The 17,865-nt window shown below is 52.3% G+C and carries 15 protein-coding genes; 10 read left to right on the plus strand and 5 right to left on the minus strand.

Annotation, left to right across the window (positions count from 1 at the left end; translation table 11 throughout):
* The first annotated feature begins 8 nt into the window (after nt 1-8).
* From KOR42_RS11605 to KOR42_RS11625, 5 genes are all read left to right on the plus strand, one after another.
* A complete protein-coding gene (locus KOR42_RS11605) occupies nt 9-2,342 on the plus strand; it encodes a YfhO family protein (protein ID WP_146509842.1) in 2,334 nt (777 codons plus the stop codon).
* Between the two features lie 11 nt (nt 2,343-2,353).
* A complete protein-coding gene (locus KOR42_RS11610) occupies nt 2,354-3,148 on the plus strand; it encodes a hypothetical protein (RefSeq protein ID WP_146509843.1) in 795 nt (264 codons plus the stop codon).
* Nucleotides 3,149-3,226: 78 nt separating this feature from the next.
* Nucleotides 3,227-3,670, plus strand: coding sequence for a hypothetical protein (locus KOR42_RS11615; RefSeq protein WP_146509844.1), 444 nt, complete (start codon nt 3,227-3,229; stop codon nt 3,668-3,670).
* Between the two features lie 49 nt (nt 3,671-3,719).
* Nucleotides 3,720-5,192 carry a glycosyltransferase family 39 protein gene (locus tag KOR42_RS11620; protein WP_146509845.1) on the plus strand — a complete coding sequence of 491 codons (1,473 nt, stop codon included), beginning with the start codon at nt 3,720-3,722 and terminating at the stop codon, nt 5,190-5,192.
* A 271-nt stretch (nt 5,193-5,463) separates the two neighbouring features.
* Nucleotides 5,464-5,871 (plus strand): hypothetical protein, encoded by a 408-nt coding sequence (locus KOR42_RS11625; protein ID WP_146509846.1) that lies wholly within the window; start codon nt 5,464-5,466, stop codon nt 5,869-5,871.
* 357 nt (nt 5,872-6,228) lie between these two features.
* On the opposite strand, the gene KOR42_RS11630 is transcribed toward KOR42_RS11625, so the two are convergent.
* From KOR42_RS11630 to KOR42_RS11640, 3 genes are all read right to left on the minus strand, one after another.
* Nucleotides 6,229-7,557, minus strand: a complete 1,329-nt coding sequence (locus KOR42_RS11630; RefSeq protein ID WP_146509847.1) for a DUF1552 domain-containing protein — start codon at nt 7,555-7,557, stop codon at nt 6,229-6,231.
* A gap of 16 nt (nt 7,558-7,573) precedes the next feature.
* Nucleotides 7,574-10,033, minus strand: a complete 2,460-nt coding sequence (locus KOR42_RS11635) for a DUF1592 domain-containing protein (RefSeq protein WP_146509848.1) — start codon at nt 10,031-10,033, stop codon at nt 7,574-7,576.
* Between the two features lie 242 nt (nt 10,034-10,275).
* A complete protein-coding gene (locus tag KOR42_RS11640) occupies nt 10,276-10,539 on the minus strand; it encodes a MoaD/ThiS family protein (RefSeq protein ID WP_197441078.1) in 264 nt (87 codons plus the stop codon).
* Between the two features lie 122 nt (nt 10,540-10,661).
* Between KOR42_RS11640 and rfbC the strand changes: the two genes are divergently transcribed.
* The 3 genes from rfbC (at nt 10,662) to KOR42_RS11655 (ending at nt 13,633) form a co-directional block, all read left to right on the plus strand.
* A complete protein-coding gene (gene rfbC, locus KOR42_RS11645; RefSeq protein WP_146509850.1) occupies nt 10,662-11,204 on the plus strand; it encodes a dTDP-4-dehydrorhamnose 3,5-epimerase in 543 nt (180 codons plus the stop codon).
* A gap of 24 nt (nt 11,205-11,228) precedes the next feature.
* On the plus strand, nt 11,229-12,287 hold the full coding sequence (pdxA, locus tag KOR42_RS11650; protein WP_146509851.1) for a 4-hydroxythreonine-4-phosphate dehydrogenase PdxA: 1,059 nt from the start codon (nt 11,229-11,231) through the stop codon (nt 12,285-12,287).
* Between the two features lie 125 nt (nt 12,288-12,412).
* The gene (locus KOR42_RS11655; RefSeq protein WP_146509852.1) at nt 12,413-13,633 is read left to right on the plus strand and encodes a protein-L-isoaspartate(D-aspartate) O-methyltransferase; all 1,221 of its coding nucleotides are present in this window, start codon (nt 12,413-12,415) and stop codon (nt 13,631-13,633) included.
* A gap of 14 nt (nt 13,634-13,647) precedes the next feature.
* Here KOR42_RS11655 and KOR42_RS11660 read toward each other — a convergent pair whose 3' ends face one another.
* The gene (locus KOR42_RS11660; protein ID WP_146509853.1) at nt 13,648-14,433 is read right to left on the minus strand and encodes an SDR family NAD(P)-dependent oxidoreductase; all 786 of its coding nucleotides are present in this window, start codon (nt 14,431-14,433) and stop codon (nt 13,648-13,650) included.
* Between the two features lie 68 nt (nt 14,434-14,501).
* Nucleotides 14,502-15,248, minus strand: coding sequence for an SDR family NAD(P)-dependent oxidoreductase (locus KOR42_RS11665; protein ID WP_231740860.1), 747 nt, complete (start codon nt 15,246-15,248; stop codon nt 14,502-14,504).
* Between the two features lie 252 nt (nt 15,249-15,500).
* Between KOR42_RS11665 and KOR42_RS11670 the strand changes: the two genes are divergently transcribed.
* Nucleotides 15,501-17,300, plus strand: a complete 1,800-nt coding sequence (locus tag KOR42_RS11670; protein WP_146509855.1) for a hypothetical protein — start codon at nt 15,501-15,503, stop codon at nt 17,298-17,300.
* Nucleotides 17,297-17,860, plus strand: a complete 564-nt coding sequence (locus tag KOR42_RS11675) for a metallophosphoesterase (RefSeq protein ID WP_146509856.1) — start codon at nt 17,297-17,299, stop codon at nt 17,858-17,860. Before KOR42_RS11670 ends, KOR42_RS11675 begins: the two co-directional genes overlap by 4 nt.
* Nucleotides 17,861-17,865: the final 5 nt, after the last annotated feature.

Raw genomic sequence — 17,865 nt, forward strand, 5'->3', positions numbered from 1 at the left:
AAGTCATCTTGAGCCAGGTTTCAGAATGCGAACCGTTCTCTCGAAGTGACCGAAATCTTTTTTGGGTCAGCTTCATCGCTGCGCTGATTCCGTACAGTTTCTTCCTTGTTCCCAGCGATCGCGTCATCCCGCAAACCTACTATAGCGACTACACCACAGCCCAACTGCCTCTTCGCGAGTTTGCCCGCGACGAAATTCTCTCCGGCAGGTTTCCTCTTTGGATTCCGGAACTCGGATGTGGAATGCCACTTCATGCAAATATGCAAGCGGGTTTAACAGATCCACTCGTCACTCCCTGGGTGCTGGCTGTCGATGCCAGCTACGGGTTACGGCTCTCAATTGTGTTTCATGCGGTTCTTGGTTTCTGTGGTCAATACTTCCTGACAAGAACACTTGGCGTAAGTCGGTTTGCGAGTAGTTTCTCAGCGCTGGCAATGACCCTGAGCGGTTTCCCGATCGCACATTTGATGGTTGGTCACATCACCATGTTCACCGCTTGGACAAGACTTCCATGGCTCCTATGGAGTGTCGTGAACCTGACCCGTCGTCCGGGACCGTGGACGGCCGGTCTGACCGCAGTTGCCGGAGGTCTCGTTTTAATTTCCGGGCACCCACAAATCGCGTGTTATGCGGGACTCTTAGGAAGTCTCTGGGCGATGATCTCTTTCTTCTGGGGATCAGCTTCGCTGCATAAGAAGAGTTTTCTTATCTGGGCTTCGGTGGCATTGCTTCTGTCGATATCGCTCGCAGCTGTCCAATACATTCCGGCAATGGAATTAATTCTCGAAGGGATGTCTCATTCGGATCGAGGAAAGAGCGCCTATGCAAACAATTTTGCACTCCAACCCAGTGATTTCATCCGCCTTGTGATTCCCAATTTTAAAGGGAACCCGTTCGATGATGAACCGACTTCCAATTTCTTCGAACTCTATCACGAAGAGTACCAGTATCTTGGAATCATCACTCTGGTCCTGTGCGGAATTGCTCTGATTCGAAAGTCCGTTCGAGCGTGGGAAGTCGTTGCGGGATTCTCCATCCTGTTGCTAATGCTCTACTCCCTTGGCAACGACTCATACGTTTTCGCGGCTTTCAACAAGGCTATCTCTCCGCTCATTCTCTTTCGTTGCCCGGGACGAGTTCTTTCGCTGGCAAGCATTCTTGCCCCAATACTGGCTGCACGAGGTCTCGATGGGTGGATGTGCTCGGATGATCGCTTAAGTGCTCAAGCTAGAATTGACGGAGAACAGTCGAGGAAGAGGTCACACAAGCGATCTATTAACCCCTGTGTTCTCGCAGGGTGGGCTGTGCTGCTCCTCACCGGAAACATCCTCGCCTGGCACATCCTCAATGACTTTGAGTCCGGCTTCGGCGACGAAATTCAGTCTTGGTGGAATCGATCAGAGGTCTTCCAGAACGCAGTTCTCAAAGCGACAGCGGTTAGTGTCTCTTCAATCTGGGTACTGATGCACTTGCGATCGATGAGGAATACTCCATCAACAACACTCCGCTTTCATTGGCAGTTCTTATTCCTGGCTGTGATCACAATCGACCTGTGGCTAATGAATGCCAGCCAGTTTCGACTCGTACAGCTTGAGCTTCCACTTAATACAAAAGAGCTACAAACTGGCTCGTATCGTTCTTATCGATTCATTGACCGATCATTAAACACGAACGACATTTTGCTTCAGCTGAGATACTCACGCATGCTACCGGTGGCTGTCCTGAACCGGTTTCCCATGGTCGGGACCAATGAAGGAGGGATCTTCCCAAGCCATGTCCAGAAGGTTCATGAAGCAATCAAAGAATGCCCGGAAAACGTGCTCGATTTGATCAGTAGTCGTGCTGTTTACACTCAGGAAGGGGTTTGGATTAAAAGAGAGACATCGATACCGCGCGTTCGATTTCTTCCGCAACAACTCCGCCATCTGGCAGACATTCCATTGTGTGAAGTGAGTCCTCTCGATTGGAAACAGGATCCCGATTTCCGCTACGAGATTCTCTCAGAGAACTCGCGCGAGTTGCTCATCGATGTTGATCTTCCGGAACCGGGTGTCGTTGGCCTTGCGGATACGCGGTTTCCGGGTTGGAAATGCAGCGTTGACGGTCAACCTATCGAGATTGAAGCCCTGCATGAAGTATTTCGAATGTGCACTTTTCCAGCAGGTCGGCATCGCCTCAGATTCCGTTACGATCCCCCGAGTTTCTACTTCGGAATTGTAATCACTGGCCTAAGCGTGTGCATGACTATTGGATTGCTGATCGTCGGACGCAGATCTCGATCTCATTCCGACAATCACTCCGGTGAGTATCCTCAAGAATGTTTGTCCGAGTCGCACGAATGAATCAGAGAGTCATGAGTCGATTGTTACTTGCGACGACGGCAGTCCTGTTGTTCATTCCGCAGCTATGCAGCTATCCGGAAGTCCCCGACGATCAAACCGTCATCGGTCTGCCGAAGGTTTATTCAGGTGATGAACCGCACTATTACATCGTTCTTTACAGCCTACTTTTCGACGGCGATCTCAACCTTCAAAACAACTATCAGAACGTGCATCAAGGTGGGATGAACGCGGGGTCCCGGATGAGTGGGAGTTCCCTGGATCATCACACAATCTGGTTCGATGACGGGGTGATGACTCGATGGAATGACATCTATCTTGGCTGGGACGAGCCTTGGGACCTCGATGAAAATGGGCACCACGTTCCAACTCCGAAAGCGAATCCACGTGACCAGAACGGGCACCATCCCGAATACTCAACTCACCCGGCGGGCTATCCATTATTTCTGGCAGCTTTAACTTTCGGAATCTCTGATCCCGTCCTGCTTGAATCGGCAGCGGTCTATCTGTCGTGGATCGCAACACTCTGGGCGATGAGCAGCATGATGTCATTGCTTCAGACGTTCCAAACTTCAACGTGGACGTGTGCAGTGATCGTATCACTCATCTTTCTGGGGACTCCGATCTGGCATTACAGCCGTGCGATGTTTTCCGAGATCTGGCTTCTCGCGTTTACTGTCGCTGCCTTTTCGGCAATGGTGAACAACTCGAGCGGATTCTGGAGCGGAACGTTCATCGGACTCGGCACTTTGATGAATCCTCCGTTTGCCTTGCTCGGAATCGTCCTGATGGCAGCATCGATACGATAGAAGAAATGGTCATCGTGTCTTCGGATCTGCATTCCGCTCATGGTGGGAGTCGCGCTGGTGCTTTGGTTGAATCAGTACATGTTTGGATCAATTCTCCGCAGCCCGCAAGCATGGAGATGGGGGAAGTTTTGGGTGGGAGCCAGTGAACTCGTTTGCTCTCCGACACACGGGTTGCTGATGTTCGCACCGATCTCATTGCTTGCAGCTACGAAATGGCCTGAGTTTCTTGAACGAAATGACGAACGCGAGCGAGTCCTCTTAATAGGGTTTGTCAGCTACTTTGCCGTCATGGCTTCCTGGGAAGTTTGGGACGGAGGATATTGCTACGGGCCACGTCTGATTCTCCCGGTGGTCCCTCTCTTCCTGATACCGCTGGTCGACTTCGACTGGAGTTTTCGAACAATTTCTAGTCGTTTAGGATGGGGACTGGCCGTGCTGTCCATCGCGATCAACGGTCTGGGAGCGATTCCATATTGGAGGGCATGGAATCAACATCCGCTCGTCCAATGGTTGGGCAATTAAACGTGGTCATCGAATTCTATTCTTTCCAAAGAGTGGATGAAGTCACGGTATGAACTTGTTGACGGATTCTCTGCTGCAACGACATGCAATGAAGATCATCTTCATTTGGACGGGGATCATTGCAGTTGCGATGCTGCTCACGATCGAACAGTCTCCTCTCTGGACCGATGAAGTCATTCTGCTCATTACAGCTCGTCGAGACTTGATCGACGGGTTACTTCAACGCGAAGACTATTCCGCCCCACTTTACTCACTTCTCGTCCGCGTATTTGTGACTCAAGATGGCCCCCGCGAATGGGTTCTGAGATTCCCGGCGTTCCTAGCTGGGATGATGTGTTTGCCTGCCACATTCTGGCTCGGACGGAAACTGTTCGGAATTCGCGTCGGATTGTTGAGTGCCCTGTTTCTCGGGTTGAGTCCTTCATTCCTCCGATATGCGCGAGAAGCGCGGCCTTACACTCTCTTCATGCTTTTCTCGATCGTGTCGACAGGCATGTTGTTCCAACTCCTTCGCGATTCGGGAAAAGGGCGCTGGAGTTATGTGGTCTCGACCTGGTTGATGGTTTGCAGCCACTACTATGGGTTTCTGACTTTCGCAGGGCAGGGGGTGTCCGTTCTCTCTCTTATTGTTTTTGATCGCCGCGACAAGTCGTCCCTTCATCGCCTGCTAATCGATCAATGCCTGATACTGATTTCACTTGTTCCACTTCAATGGCTGTTTTTCCGTTTTCTGGAAACAGATGCACCTGCCACATTGGGAGGATGGCTTCGACCGCCAAACATGTGGGACATCGTTACCGTTCGCTGCTTGGGTGAGTTCTTTTATCTCCCGTCTGCAGGAAGGGTCATCGCACTGGCCATCGGAATTGCCAGTTGGAATGCGTTCGCCCCCAACAAGAGAGTCCCCGATCGATCCGAACAACTGGCGACGGTGTTGTGCCTGGTCTGGATTCTTTTTGCGACAATCATTCCCGCCTGGGGAATCTCAAGCTTATGGCGACCTGTTTACGAGTTCCGCTACGGATTCCCAGCAACGGTCCCGATCATCCTTTTAATGATGCGCTGCGTAACTGTTCTTCGTCGCGGTTGGCAATTGCTCGCTTTGATGCTGATCGCAGGTGCATTGATCCCGGGAATCGTGAAGGAATTTGAGCGAAGCGAAGGCTTTCCCGAAGTCATTCAATGGGTCGAGTCTCATCGTGATGATGCAACAGAACTCTATGTCACTAACTGGTCCTATTGCGAAGGGTTCCAACATCCTGAACTGGTTGGTCTGGACTACTACAGACTTTCCGGTGATCCTCCGAAATTGCTGCCGCTGAAGTACCCGTACGAACGGGAAGTCGCGGAGACGTTCGATTCTCCCTCCGGCAGAATCATGTGCATCGCCTTTATCGGTCACGAGGAAGTAAAAGAATATTTCGAGAAACGCGGTCGTGAGGTGAATCGGCAGCAGTTTGGCCCGATCACGGTTCTCGATATTTCTCCTGCTCCGAGTCCCGCACAATTTTCACAACCCTGAAAATTCTGTTTGCCTCCCCGGAAATTTGCGAGCTATACTCGAAAGAACGGGCACGTTCTGGTTTTAAGATGAGTAATCGATAACTTGCCGTTGAGGGTTCGTTTTCCTTCACGTTTTGCATATCCGATGAATCGGTTCCGTCATGGAAAACGATCACGATTCGCCGAGGCTGCTCTCTTCGACAGGTGTAAATCCTTTGTGATTCAGCAATCACTCGTCCGTTCACCCTGACCCAGAATACGATCGACAACTCTGAAACGGAGAACGGGTTTTGTGCGCTCCCATTGAAGTCACGAATGCAACGACGATGGACGTTTCGTTGACCGAAAACCTGATCTCCATCGAAACACTCACTACCGAGGGCCGGGTCGTGAACACAAAGTCGAACTGCGCAACCGATCACCAATCCACCGGTTCGGGAAAGTCAACCGAATTGGGCATCAGGATTGAATCGCTTGTGATGTCGCGAGTCACCAACATGTCTCTCGTCGACCATCACTTTCTCTATTCGTTCGTGCTTGAGACTCGTCGGCGTCCACTCGCGATGCGTGACTGGGCAATCACGATGGAAATGATTAGAGAAGATCAGTCTCACAACCTGGATTGGCCCGCGATTACCGAACGCTATCTTGATTGGCTCGAAGAGAACCTTCCGCATCTGGCAGGAAGCCGTTCGTAAGACGCTACGATCGCTGACTCAAGTCATCGGGCCAACCTTCTTTGCAGTCGTTCAAGTGATGACGCGCGGTCTCATTCTTCGCCGATGTCCCGAGAGATGATGTCCGGAAGCGACAGAATCTGATCGAGGTGACCTGCTGAACGTTATACTCATCAACACAAGGCGCAGATCTGCGCGAGTCACTGATTAAGCACGGGCGCTTGATGTTTCAGCGGCGACAGGTCGAAGCATCTTTCGGGTCGACTTTGTCCATTCTTTGAGGTCATCCAACTTCGCTGGCAGCATTGCGAATGAGGCTGCTGCAAAAAAAACGGGCGATCCCTGCCAGCAAGGATCGCCCGAAAGAACTCTTGGTGCTTAACTGTCCAGTTGGGTCACACGTCCCGTGCTGTCGCCGAGTTGGTCGACATTGACGTTCATTCGGTCCAGCATGGAGAGGAACAGATTGTTCATTGGGGTTTCTGCTTCATACCGAACGTGTCGTCCAGTCTTGATCGTTCCATTGGCTTGACCAGCGACCAGAATCGGCAGATCCTCGTGGCGATGTCGATTGGCATCACTGAGGGCAGAGCCATACAGCACCATCGAATGGTCCAGCAATGTTCCGTCCCCTTCCTGAACACTCTTCATCTTGTCGAGGAAGTACGAGAACTGCTTCACGGAGTACTCATCGATTTTCTGTAGCTGAGCAACTTTCTCTTCATCATTGCGGTGGTGCGACAACTGGTGATGGCCGCCGTTCACTCCCAGTTCCTTGAATGTTCGATTGCTTCCCGAGTTCGCCAACATGAACGTGAAAACACGAGTTGTATCTGTTTGGAATGCGAGAACAATCAAGTCATACATCAAGCGAACATGTTCTGCCCAGTCGGCTGGAACACCTTCGGGAATATCGAGATCCGGACGTGCTCGGTTCGCCCGATTTTCCGAGCGTTCGATGCGTTGTTCAATTTCGCGGACACTTGTGAAATACTCGTCGAGTTTCCGCTGATCGTTGGCACCGAGGCGACCTTTCAACTTCTTTGAGTCTGCGGTGACGAAGTCGAGAATACTCTTGCGATAGAAGTTTCGCTCCTGGACAGCTTTGTGATCCTCTCCTCGCCCGAAGAGTCGCTCGAATGCGAGCTTGGGTTTCACTTCCTTGGCCACAGGTGTGGTCGGAGTCTTCCAGGAAATGTTCGACTGGTAGGCGCAACTGTATCCGGAATCACATCGGCCAGCCTGACGACCTGCGTCGATTCCGACTTCAAGTGAAGGAAGCTTCGTCTGATGACCGATCTGACTCGCTGCGATCTGGTCGACTGAAACACCCAAGTGAATGTCTGCCCCATCCGTCTTTCGAGGCTGAGAACCTGTTAGAAACGCAGCCGAATTTCTGGCGTGATCTCCGCCTCCATCTCCGTTTGCACGGGCCTTGTCCTGAGCCAGTCCGGACAAGACCAGCAAATCCTTTTGATGTGCAGCCAGCGGTTTGAGTGTGCGTGACAACTCGAACTGAGACCCCACCTGACTGGGAGTCCAGTCTTTCATGATGGCCCCGTTCGGGAAGAAGACAAACCCCATGCGATTGCCCGCCAGCATCTCGGGAGCTGCCCAGGCTTGAGAAGGAACCATCGCGTCAAGAATGGGCAAACCAAGCGTGACGCCAAGACCTTGAATCATCGTTCGTCGTGAAAGAGTGTTCATCTCAGTACCTCGGTGTTCATTTACGAGTGATCGTCTGGGTGGTGGTACTTCTTCTCATCTGAAACGGTGTCGACTTCACAATCCCCAGCACCAATGCTGAGAAACGATCGTCCTGCTCCAGTTGATTCAAGATTTCGTCAACGGCACACCGGTCATAATACTCAACTCCTCGACCAATGGCATACGTCAACAACTTTTCGGTCAAACAGCGACCGAACTGTTCTTTTCTACGATTCAGAATTTCGACCAGTTCCTCAGGTCCCCGGAAGGATTCTCCACTGGGAAGTTCGCCTGAAGCATCGATCGGAAACTCTCCTTCTTTCGTTCGCCAGCGTCCGATGGGATCGAAGTTCTCCAAGCCGAAGCCGATTCCATCCATCAAGACATGACACGATGCGCAACCGGGATCTTGCCGATGAAGTTCTAACTGTTCGCGAAAGGAGAGTTTCAAATTCTCGGGAGCTGCTTCTTCAAGAGTTGGAACGCTGGGCGGAGGATCAGGTGGAGGATCGTTCAGCAGGTTCTCGAGCACCCACTGACCGCGTTTCACTGGAGACGTTCGATTCGGATAGCTCGTCAGAGTCAAAACACTGGGATTGGTTAACACTCCGAGCCGAGGCTCATCTTTGAACTGGAACTTTCGAAAATTCTCTCCCTCAATCCCTTCGATTCCGTAGAGCTTCGCCAGCCGTTCGTTGAGGAACGTATAACGTCCATTCAGCAAGTCGTAGATGCTTCGATTTTCATTCACGACCGCACCGAAGAACAATTCTGTCTCTTTCCACATATCAGATCGGAGCTGATCGTCGAATTCCGGAAACAGCTTCGGATCCGGCGCGACTTCGTCTGTGGCCAATCGTCGCAGTCCGAGCCATTGCCCGGAGAAACTCTCGATGAACGCTTTCGCTTTCGGATCCTTGAGCATCCGCTCTGTTTGCTCTTTGAGAACATTTGGATCGTTCAGCTTCTTCCGTTTCGCGAGTTCAAAGAGTTCGTCATCTGGCAGACTGCTCCATAGAAAATATGAAAGCCGCGAAGCGAGTGCGAAATCATCGAGTTGCTCAACTCCGTTTCCGATCGGCTCCGCAGATTCGACTCGAAACAGAAACTCTGGAGACACCAACACAGCTAGCACTGCGATTTGCATCGCTCGCTCAAAGCGTTCGTTTCTGTCTGAAGCAAGCTGAGCGAACTCGGCGTACATCTGGATCTCGGCGGTGGTCACCGGTCGACGAAACGCGCGAGGCAGAAAATCTCGCAGGTTCTCAGTCGCTGCCTTTCGAACTGACCGCGACCGAGAAGGCATGGTCTGAATGAGCGGATAGTCCTTCCGAATATCAGCATTCATATCGAGTGGCCCCTCGATTGTGATATTTCGGACGTAGAGATTTCGGTCTTTTCGTCCTTCAGCATCTGCGTCGTAGAAGTCGTTGATGAAGGAAGCCTTCACGAGTTTCTTCCCAGCCCGAGATCGAATCTCGAATGAGAAATCGTTCGACTTCTTGTGGCCTTCGATTTCGACTGTTCGAAGCGATTTCTCATCGACTTCGATTTCCATTTTCGCCAGGTCAGAACCTGCCTGATCGGCTTTGGCTTCAATCAGAATCTGGTAGCGACCGGGGGCTTTCAAATCGAACTCAGCAAACACTGTCCCGCGAGACGGCATCACTCTCCATCCGCCATCGGCTCCGCGGACCGAACCCTCTTTCTTGAGGCGATCACCGGAAACTTCAACGCTGATGTAATCGGGATGATGCGTGGGAATCGCCTGAGCAACGATCTGTTCCGCAGCGTTGAGATACTTTTCGATCAACAACGGCGGAACGGAGAGCACATCGCCAATATTGTCGAACCCGTATCCAACGTCATCAGATGGAAAATCATCTGAAGGTTGAAAATCGACACCTAACAGATCGCGAACCGTATTGTCGTATTCAAGCCGGTTCAATCGTCGAACGGTCACGCGGCCCGGTTCATGTTGCTGACTGCAATCGACATAAAACAGCTGATGTTCCAACCAGTCGGCAACCTGTTTTCGATCTTCTGCGGTCGGTTGATCCGAATCGGACGGAGGCATCGCCCCGAGCTTGACCAGATGCAGAACTTTCGTCCAGATCTCGCGGTCCTGGTTGAGCGCTTCTTCGTCGGAATACCGGTGAAGTCCAAAGTCTCCCTCTTGATAGCCAGAACTGTGACAGTCCGAGCAATACTTCTGAAAGAATGGGAGAATCTCAGCTTCGTAGTCTCGTTGAGCGATCGGCTCGAGCGGCGAATCGGCAGCAAAGCATGTTGATATCTGGAAGCTGCTGATGGCAATTCCGAAGACAAACACCCAGAGCAGGGGAATGCGAACCGACAGAGCAGAGGCTGACAGAGAAGAGAATATCCGCGTACTCGCTTCTGAACGAAAACGGGACTGGCTTACAAACAAAGCGTTGCAAGAACCTCTATCAATGGAGAGATCTTTGATCTTCAAGAATTCACCTGAGAATCAATTGCTGACTTGAACTGGGCGGGGCTCAGTGAGCGATCCAAGTCATAATAAAGGAGGGATTACAGAACTATACGACAAAGAGCACTCGAGTGTCTAATGCTTTTCGCTAACGCACCCTCAAAATCCCCCGACGAAAGCTCCTTCCCCCGTATGACCTGAATTCCTAAATATTGACTGAAGAAGAACTTCCGCGTCCACACCTCCAAAACTCCCGGCAATTCGGATTACCCTCCCGAAACACCCGGAACGAAGTGCACTTCGCTGTCGGGAGAAATCTTTTCGAGCAAACCGTGGCTGCAAACTCGAGAATCGACAGCGACCGCGATTCCCTTTCTCAACTCGCCATTCTCACACAATCGATCTCTCATCCCGGGAAAATGTTCTTCCAGATGATCGATCACTTCACGAACATTGCTGGCGTTTGCTTGGATTGACCGAACTCCTCCGGACAGCGAACGAAGGGACGTCGGGATAAAAACGGTTGCCACGATTGTTCTCCCGATTCTGCGATTTCACTTCAAACAATGCCGAATCTGCCGTTGTATCGGTTCAGAAGGGTCAGTCAGAATGCGGCCCTTCGATTTCATCCTTTTGAGAGAAGTGACAGACCATGGAATTTGTCGAAACGGATCTGCCAGGCGTGAAGCTTGTGAAACCGAAAGTCTTCGGCGATGAACGCGGTTTCTTTCTGGAATTGTATCATCAGGGAAAGTTTCGCGAAGGGGGAATCCCGGACCCATTCGTTCAGGACAATATGTCCCGATCGCAAAAAGGCGTGCTGAGAGGTCTGCACTACCAGATTCAGCATCCGCAAGGCAAACTCGTCATGGCCCTTCAGGGAGAGATCTTCGACGTGGCTGTCGATGTTCGAAAAAGCTCTCCCCACTTCGGGAAATGGGTCGGAGCGACGCTTTCATCGGAGAATCGACACGCGTTGTATGTTCCTCCCGGATTCGCTCACGGATTCCTCGTCCTCTCTGAATCCGCCGAGGTTCTCTACAAGTGCACGGACCTGTATCATCCGGAACACGAGCGGTCGCTGATCTGGAATGACTCCACTGTTGGAGTCGAGTGGCCGACCGATCTGGAGCCGATCCTCTCCGCCAAAGATCAAAAAGGTCTTCCGCTGGCGGAGGTCGAGTGCTTCGACTGAACCTCTGAAAGTAACTGACCGATCATGGATGCCTCGAATGTGCCTTACGTCGCCCTCACGATGGGAGACCCTGCGGGAGTGGGACCAGAGGTGATCGCGGGAGTGCTGGCCGCCCCGGAGACAGCTTCGCTTCAGGCACGTCTGATTGTTGTCGGTGACTCACAGCGTCTCGAACGTGCTTTCAAGCTCATTGGAGAAACACTCCCGATTGTCAGATGTGAGTCGATCGAGGAAGCGAAACAAAGCAGCGTTTCCGAAGACGGATCGCGTGTCGTTGCCTGCTGGAATCCTTCAACGTCGGACCTCTCACAAGTTCAAGATGGCACGATCGATGCCCAATGCGGGGCAGCTGCGTATGACTGGCTCGTGGCAGCTACGGAGGCTGCGAAGTCGGGGATCATCGATGGAATCGTCACCGCTCCGCTGAGCAAAGCCGCACTCCACCTCGCTGGCCATCACTATCCGGGACACACAGAAATTCTCGCCGAGCGTTGTGGCGTCACAGATTTCGCGATGATGTTGTATCTGCCGCAGGGAGAGATCGTCCGGTCCGAATTTGGATTAGGTGTCGCGCACGTCACACTTCACACTTCGATTGCCAGCGTTCCGGGACTGCTCTCTCAATCCGCAGTCTCTGAGAAGATTGAGCTGATTCATCGGTTCTTGAAGCGGATCGGAGCAGAGACGCCTCGTATCGGTGTTTGCGCTCTCAATCCACATGGAGGAGAAGGGGGGCTCTTCGGAAACGAAGAGAACGAGATCATCGCCCCTGCCGTTGAAGAGAGCCGAAAGAAGGGAATCGACGCCAATGGCCCGTTCCCGGCTGATACACTTTTGCAACGTGCAGTCGCTGGCCGTTTCGACGGGGTTGTGGCGATGTATCACGATCAGGGACATATCGCATTGAAGCTGATCGGCTTTCAGAAAGCGGTCAACGTCACACTCGGCTTGCCGATCGTTCGCACGAGTCCCAGCCACGGAACGGCTTACGACATTGCCTGGACCAATCAAGTCGATTCAGGCGGGATGAAAGAAGCACTGCGCGTCGCTCTGCAGCTGATTCAAACTCGCGACTCAGCATAAATCACCCTCATTCGTTGCACATTCGTCTGCACCCAGTGCGACAATCGTGTTACATTCATCGCTTGTCGTGACCCATTCCATTTTTCGTTTCGCGAGTTCGCAGCCACGCTCAGCTGAGGGATGCTATGTACCGCACGGATGCTCTAATCTGCCTGATCACTTTGACAACTCTCCTTGCGACCGACCAGAGTCTGCTGGCTCAGGGACGCGATCGATATTCCGCAGATCGTGAACGAATGGTCGAAGAGTTCATCGTCGCTGAGGGTGTGGAAAACCCGCGAGTGATCGACGTGATGCGAACCGTTCCGCGGCATCTGTTCGTCAAGCCCGAACATCGCCGACTGGCCTACTTCGATCAGGCACTCGACATCGGTTTCAAGCAGACGATTTCGCCTCCGTTTATCGTCGCCTATATGACGGAAACACTCGACCCACAGCCCGAAGACAAAGTGTTGGAGATCGGAACCGGAAGCGGATATCAGGCGGCCGTCCTTTCAGGGCTTGTCGACCAAGTCTACACGATCGAAATTGTCGAACCGTTGGGTGAACGAACTCAAAGGCTGCTCAAACGGCTCGAATACGACAACGTCCACTGCCGGATTGGTGATGGATACCAGGGTTGGCCGGAACACGCTCCCTTCGACAAAATTATCGTGACATGCTCGCCGGAAGATGTTCCGCAACCGCTCATCGAACAACTGAAAGAGGGCGGACGAATGATCGTTCCGCTCGGCGAACGCTACCAACAAGTTTTTCATCTGTTCGAAAAAGTCGATGGGGAACTCAAACAAACAGAACTGATCCCCACGCTGTTTGTCCCAATGACCGGACAGATGGAAGAGTTAAGAAAGGTCAAACCCGATCCACTTCATCCCTCGCTGGCGAATACGGGATTCGAACTCGATAGCAACAGCGACGGCCTTGCGGACAGCTGGCACTATCAACGTCGATCCTCACTCAGTGAAGACGCCTTTCGCGGTGAGAAAGCTCTGCGGTTTGAGAACAATGAACCGGGACGGATGGCACATATTCTTCAGGGGCTGGCCATCGATGGTTCGCAAGTCCCGCGAGTCAATCTCTCATGGGCCATGAAGTCTGCGAACATTCGCCCCGGCCAGTCAACACGAGAGTTGCCGGGCATCACAATCTACTACTTCGACTCAAAACGAATCCCCATCGACCGGGTGACGATGGGTCCATGGCTCGCAGATCAAGCCGAATGGAAGCAGTTCACCCGTGCGATCGAGGTCCCGAGACAGGCCCGAGAAGCGATTCTGCAAGTTGGCTTGAATGGTGCCACCGGAGTTCTTTATCTCGATGAACTGGAGCTGACACCACTCAAGTGATCCCTTGCCTGACATTATGACTGAGGAGGAACACCCAGCGATTTTCCTCCGTCAATGGCGATCGAAGTTCCCGTCACCATCGCAGCGGCATCGCTCGCGAGATACAGAATCGATTCGGCAATCTCCTCGGGAGAAATCATACGTTCATGAGCACGTGCCAACGGGCTGGCATCGATGAACATTTTCTCTGCCTTGGAACGATCCTGATGATCGCGAAGACCTTCTTCCATGATCTCCGTCTCACCAACCGGTCCCGGACAAACACAATTCACGCGAATCCGGTCGATTGAGTGGCACAAAGCGAGGCTCTTCGTCAGGCCCACAAGAGACAGTTTACTGATGGAATAGACCGGGTCGTGTGCTCGCGGCAGAATCCCCGCATTGCTTGCGGTATTGATCACCGATCCGCCCCCTGTTTTGCGGAAATGAGGAATCGCGAATTTGGTCCCGAAGAACGCCGCCTTCAAGTTCGTATCGAGGCATCGATCCCAATCTTCCTCCGAGACTTCGGGAACCTGCTTGACCATGATAATCCCTGCGTTGTTGACAAGGATATCAAGACGACCCGTAGACTCCGCTGCGTGATCAATCAGCTGCGAAAGCTGATCGAGTTGCTGGACATCACAGAGACGTTCTTCAATCCCCAGTTCCTCAAATTCCTTCGTCGTCTCCGGGCGAAGCTTCACATCGCCGGTGAAAACTTTGGCTCCTGCGCGGGACAGCGCGATGGCTGTTGCGCGTCCGATTCCACTACTTGCTCCTGTCACGACTGCGGTTCGTCCCGCAAGGTTGATGCTCATCGTTCTGGTTCTTTGCAAATCTTTTCTTTGAAATTGATATCACGAGACGGATGACAGACCACTGCGAATCAACGGGCAGTCCATCCACCATCGACTGTCACGATGCTGCCGGTCACATAGCTGGAAGCATCACTTGCAAGAAAAATCGCCGCACCCTGAATCTCCTCCAGATTTCCCCAACGATTCATCGCCACAGCCCCAACGATAAACTTCTTCGCCTCTTCGCTGTCGGCAATCGGTTCGTTCATAGGTGTCAGAAATGGCCCCGGGCAAATGGCGTTGCATGTGATTCCAGTAGCTGCCAGTTCCAGACCGAGCGCTCGTGTCATTTGCACGACTGCCCCTTTGCTCGACGTATAAGGAGTTCGATTCGCAAGCCCGACCAACCCCAGCGTACTCGCCATATTAATGATCCGTCCGTAACCCGCCTTCTTCATATGGGGAATGACGGACTTGCAGCAAATCCAGATTCCATTCACGTTGATATTCTGAACTTCCTGAAATTGCTCGAGCGTCAGATCTTCGATCGATCCACGAATATTGATTCCCGCACTGTTGACCAGGACATCGACGCTTCCCGACTCGGCAATCGTCTGTTGAACGACAGAGTCAATTTCCGACATCTTCGTCACATCAGCCGAAACTCCCTTGGCCTGAACACCGAAGTCCTTGGAAATTTCCTCAGCTGCTGCATTCGCCTCATCGATATGTCGGCTGACAAGAACAACATTCGCACCTGCGGAAGCGAGTCCCGCAGCCATCGCCTTTCCGAGCCCTTTGGAGCCACCGGTGACGATCGCGGTTCGACCTGACATTTGAAAGAGTTTGATTCCGGGAAGCATAATGGCGACTTTCAATGGACTCTGAAGATTTACAGGAAAAACGTTGTGGACCAATGTTGTCTGGTCTCTGAGGATAGACGATTCTGACGACAACAAAAAACAAACCACTCTCGAACTCCCTGTTTCGCCGTGAATCCGATTCCGAATCTCGACCAGGCACCGCCACCACGAAACTGGGTTTCTTTCAAAAATGCCCTCATCGTTGCATATCTTGTATGTGCCGCAGTGCTGCTCTGGAACGAAATTCCCGTTTGGCTGAACGAAGAGAGCCAACAGGAACGATTCGCCGGCTGGCTGAGCGGACGTGAACCGGACTGGCTTCCATTCCTTCCGTTTCTCATCCTTTTCCCTCTCTGTTTTCTCGGGGGCGGAGGCTTTCTCAATCGGGCTTCGTCCGGTTCGAAATCGGAGGAGTGGAGTGAATCCCCGCGCGATGAAAAGCCTCGTCTCGTCATGGCCTGGGGACTTTCTCTGGTCGTCGGATCAGTGGCTTTCCTGATGGCTCATTGGACGAGTCACGAATTCGATGGCTTGCCGCCCGCTTATCACGACGAGTACAGCTACCTACTTCAAGCAGAAACATTCCTGAACGGAAAGTGGAGCTATCCGAGTTTCAAGGAGTATCCGGAACTCTTCAATCAGATGCATGTGTTGAACGAGGGAGAGTTCGCCAGCCGGTATTTTCCCGGTACTGGAGCATGGATCAGTCTGGGAATGCTGGTCAGCAACGAATGGTTCGCCCATCTTTTGGCCCAGACATTCGCAGCAATAATGATCTTCTGGACCGGACGTGAGTTGGCCAATTCAGGAACCGGTCTCCTGGCTGGACTTCTCTTCGCACTGTCACCCGGAATGATTCTGTTCAGCAACCTTCTGTTGGCTCATCATCCCACTCTTGTCGGACTCACAATATTCCTGTGGGCGTTTGTGAGGATGATCCGAACAGATTGCCTCACGATGTCCTGGGTTGCTGGAATCGGCCTTGCCTACTCGATGATCTGCCGACCGATGACCGCCGCCGGGTTTGGTTTGCCGTTTGGCGTGCTCTTTGTCTGGTGGTGGATTCGAGGAAGCTGGGGAATCGAGAACCCAGAGAAGCCTCTCTCCTTCCGTCAACGCAGCTTTCGAACAATCGGCCTCGCCATTCCGTTGATCATCGGGTTCGCTGTGGTGATGGTTCAAAACAAGCAGATCACCGGAGATCTCTGCACCAGCCCGTACCAACTTTATACCGACATCTACACGCCTCGACACGTTTATGGATTTAATAATGTCGTCCGCGGGGAACAGGCACTCGGTCCGAAAGTCCTTGAGAATTATGATCAGTGGGCGGAGAATCTCACTCCACAGCTAGCATTAAAAAACGGTTTCATTCGAATTGAAAACAGCTGGCGATGGACCCTTGGAATCATTCCGATTCTCGCCTCTGTGATCATCTTTTTATTGACGATGAGATCAGATGATCGACGATGGTGGCTCATCTTCCTGGCAATTGTCAGTCTGCATGTTGCTCACATTCCCTACTGGTTCTCGGGAATCTTTGGTTGGCATTATGTCTTCGAAACCGGTCCACTGTGGATATTGATTGTCGCAGAAACAACACGACGACTTTGGAGCGATCGAGCGATGTCCTCCCAACGTCTCGTGTGCGTCTGCTGGATGCTGTTTCTGGGGACTTCTGTCCTTGTGAATCTGGTGACTATCAAACCTGTCTGGCCAGCCACTTTGGATCGTGGAGTGGCGGAAGTTCGATATCCTCGAACGCTTTATTCGGAGTTTCGAGAACAGATCGAAGACTTACGCGACCAATCACCAGCGATCGTCTTCGTCATCCCGGATCTGAGCGACCGCAGCATGGACTATGTCACCAATCCTCCCTCACTCGACGGACCCGTTCTCGTTGCGAGAATCAGCGATCCCGACGAGGTCGAGTCGCTCGCGGCGCTCTTTCCCGGACGAGTACCCATCCTGTTTGACGCGCACACTCGAAGCTTCGAAATGTTAGAAAAGGGACGTTCTCAATGAGAGTTGGAATTTTCGCAGACACGCATGACCATCTCGATAACATTCGACGGGTCGTCGCGTTGTTTAACGAAATGGAAGTTGACTGCATCCTCTTCGCTGGGGATCTCGTTTCGACCTTCGCAGTTCCTCCACTGAGACAACTGAACGCGAAGGTTTACGCCTGCTTCGGCGACAACGAAGGTAACCGCACCGGATTAATGGGCGGTTTCAAAGTCATCGGAGAACTTCGCGAAGCTCCTGCGCTTTACACACTGGAAGACGGAACGCGTGTGCTTCTGGCACACATGCCAAGTCAGCTGCGTGGCTGCGAGGAAGACTATGACATCGCGGTTCACGGACATACACATCGACCATCGATCGAAAAAGATCTCCATGGGCGACTTGTTATTAATCCCGGGGAAACGTCCGGCTGGACATTCAATAACCCCACGGTCGCTCTCCTCGACACATCGGCGCTCACCGCAGAGATTATCCCCCTCAACACAGAAGAGCCGATTCCAAGCTGGGAAGAGGAACGTCGCTCACGGGCCGGGTCACTGAACAATGAAAGAGCAGATTAAGAATG

Origin of the sequence: Thalassoglobus neptunius (assembly GCF_007859735.1) — a bacterium.
Taxonomy (GTDB): Bacteria; Planctomycetota; Planctomycetia; order Planctomycetales; family Planctomycetaceae; genus Thalassoglobus; species Thalassoglobus neptunius.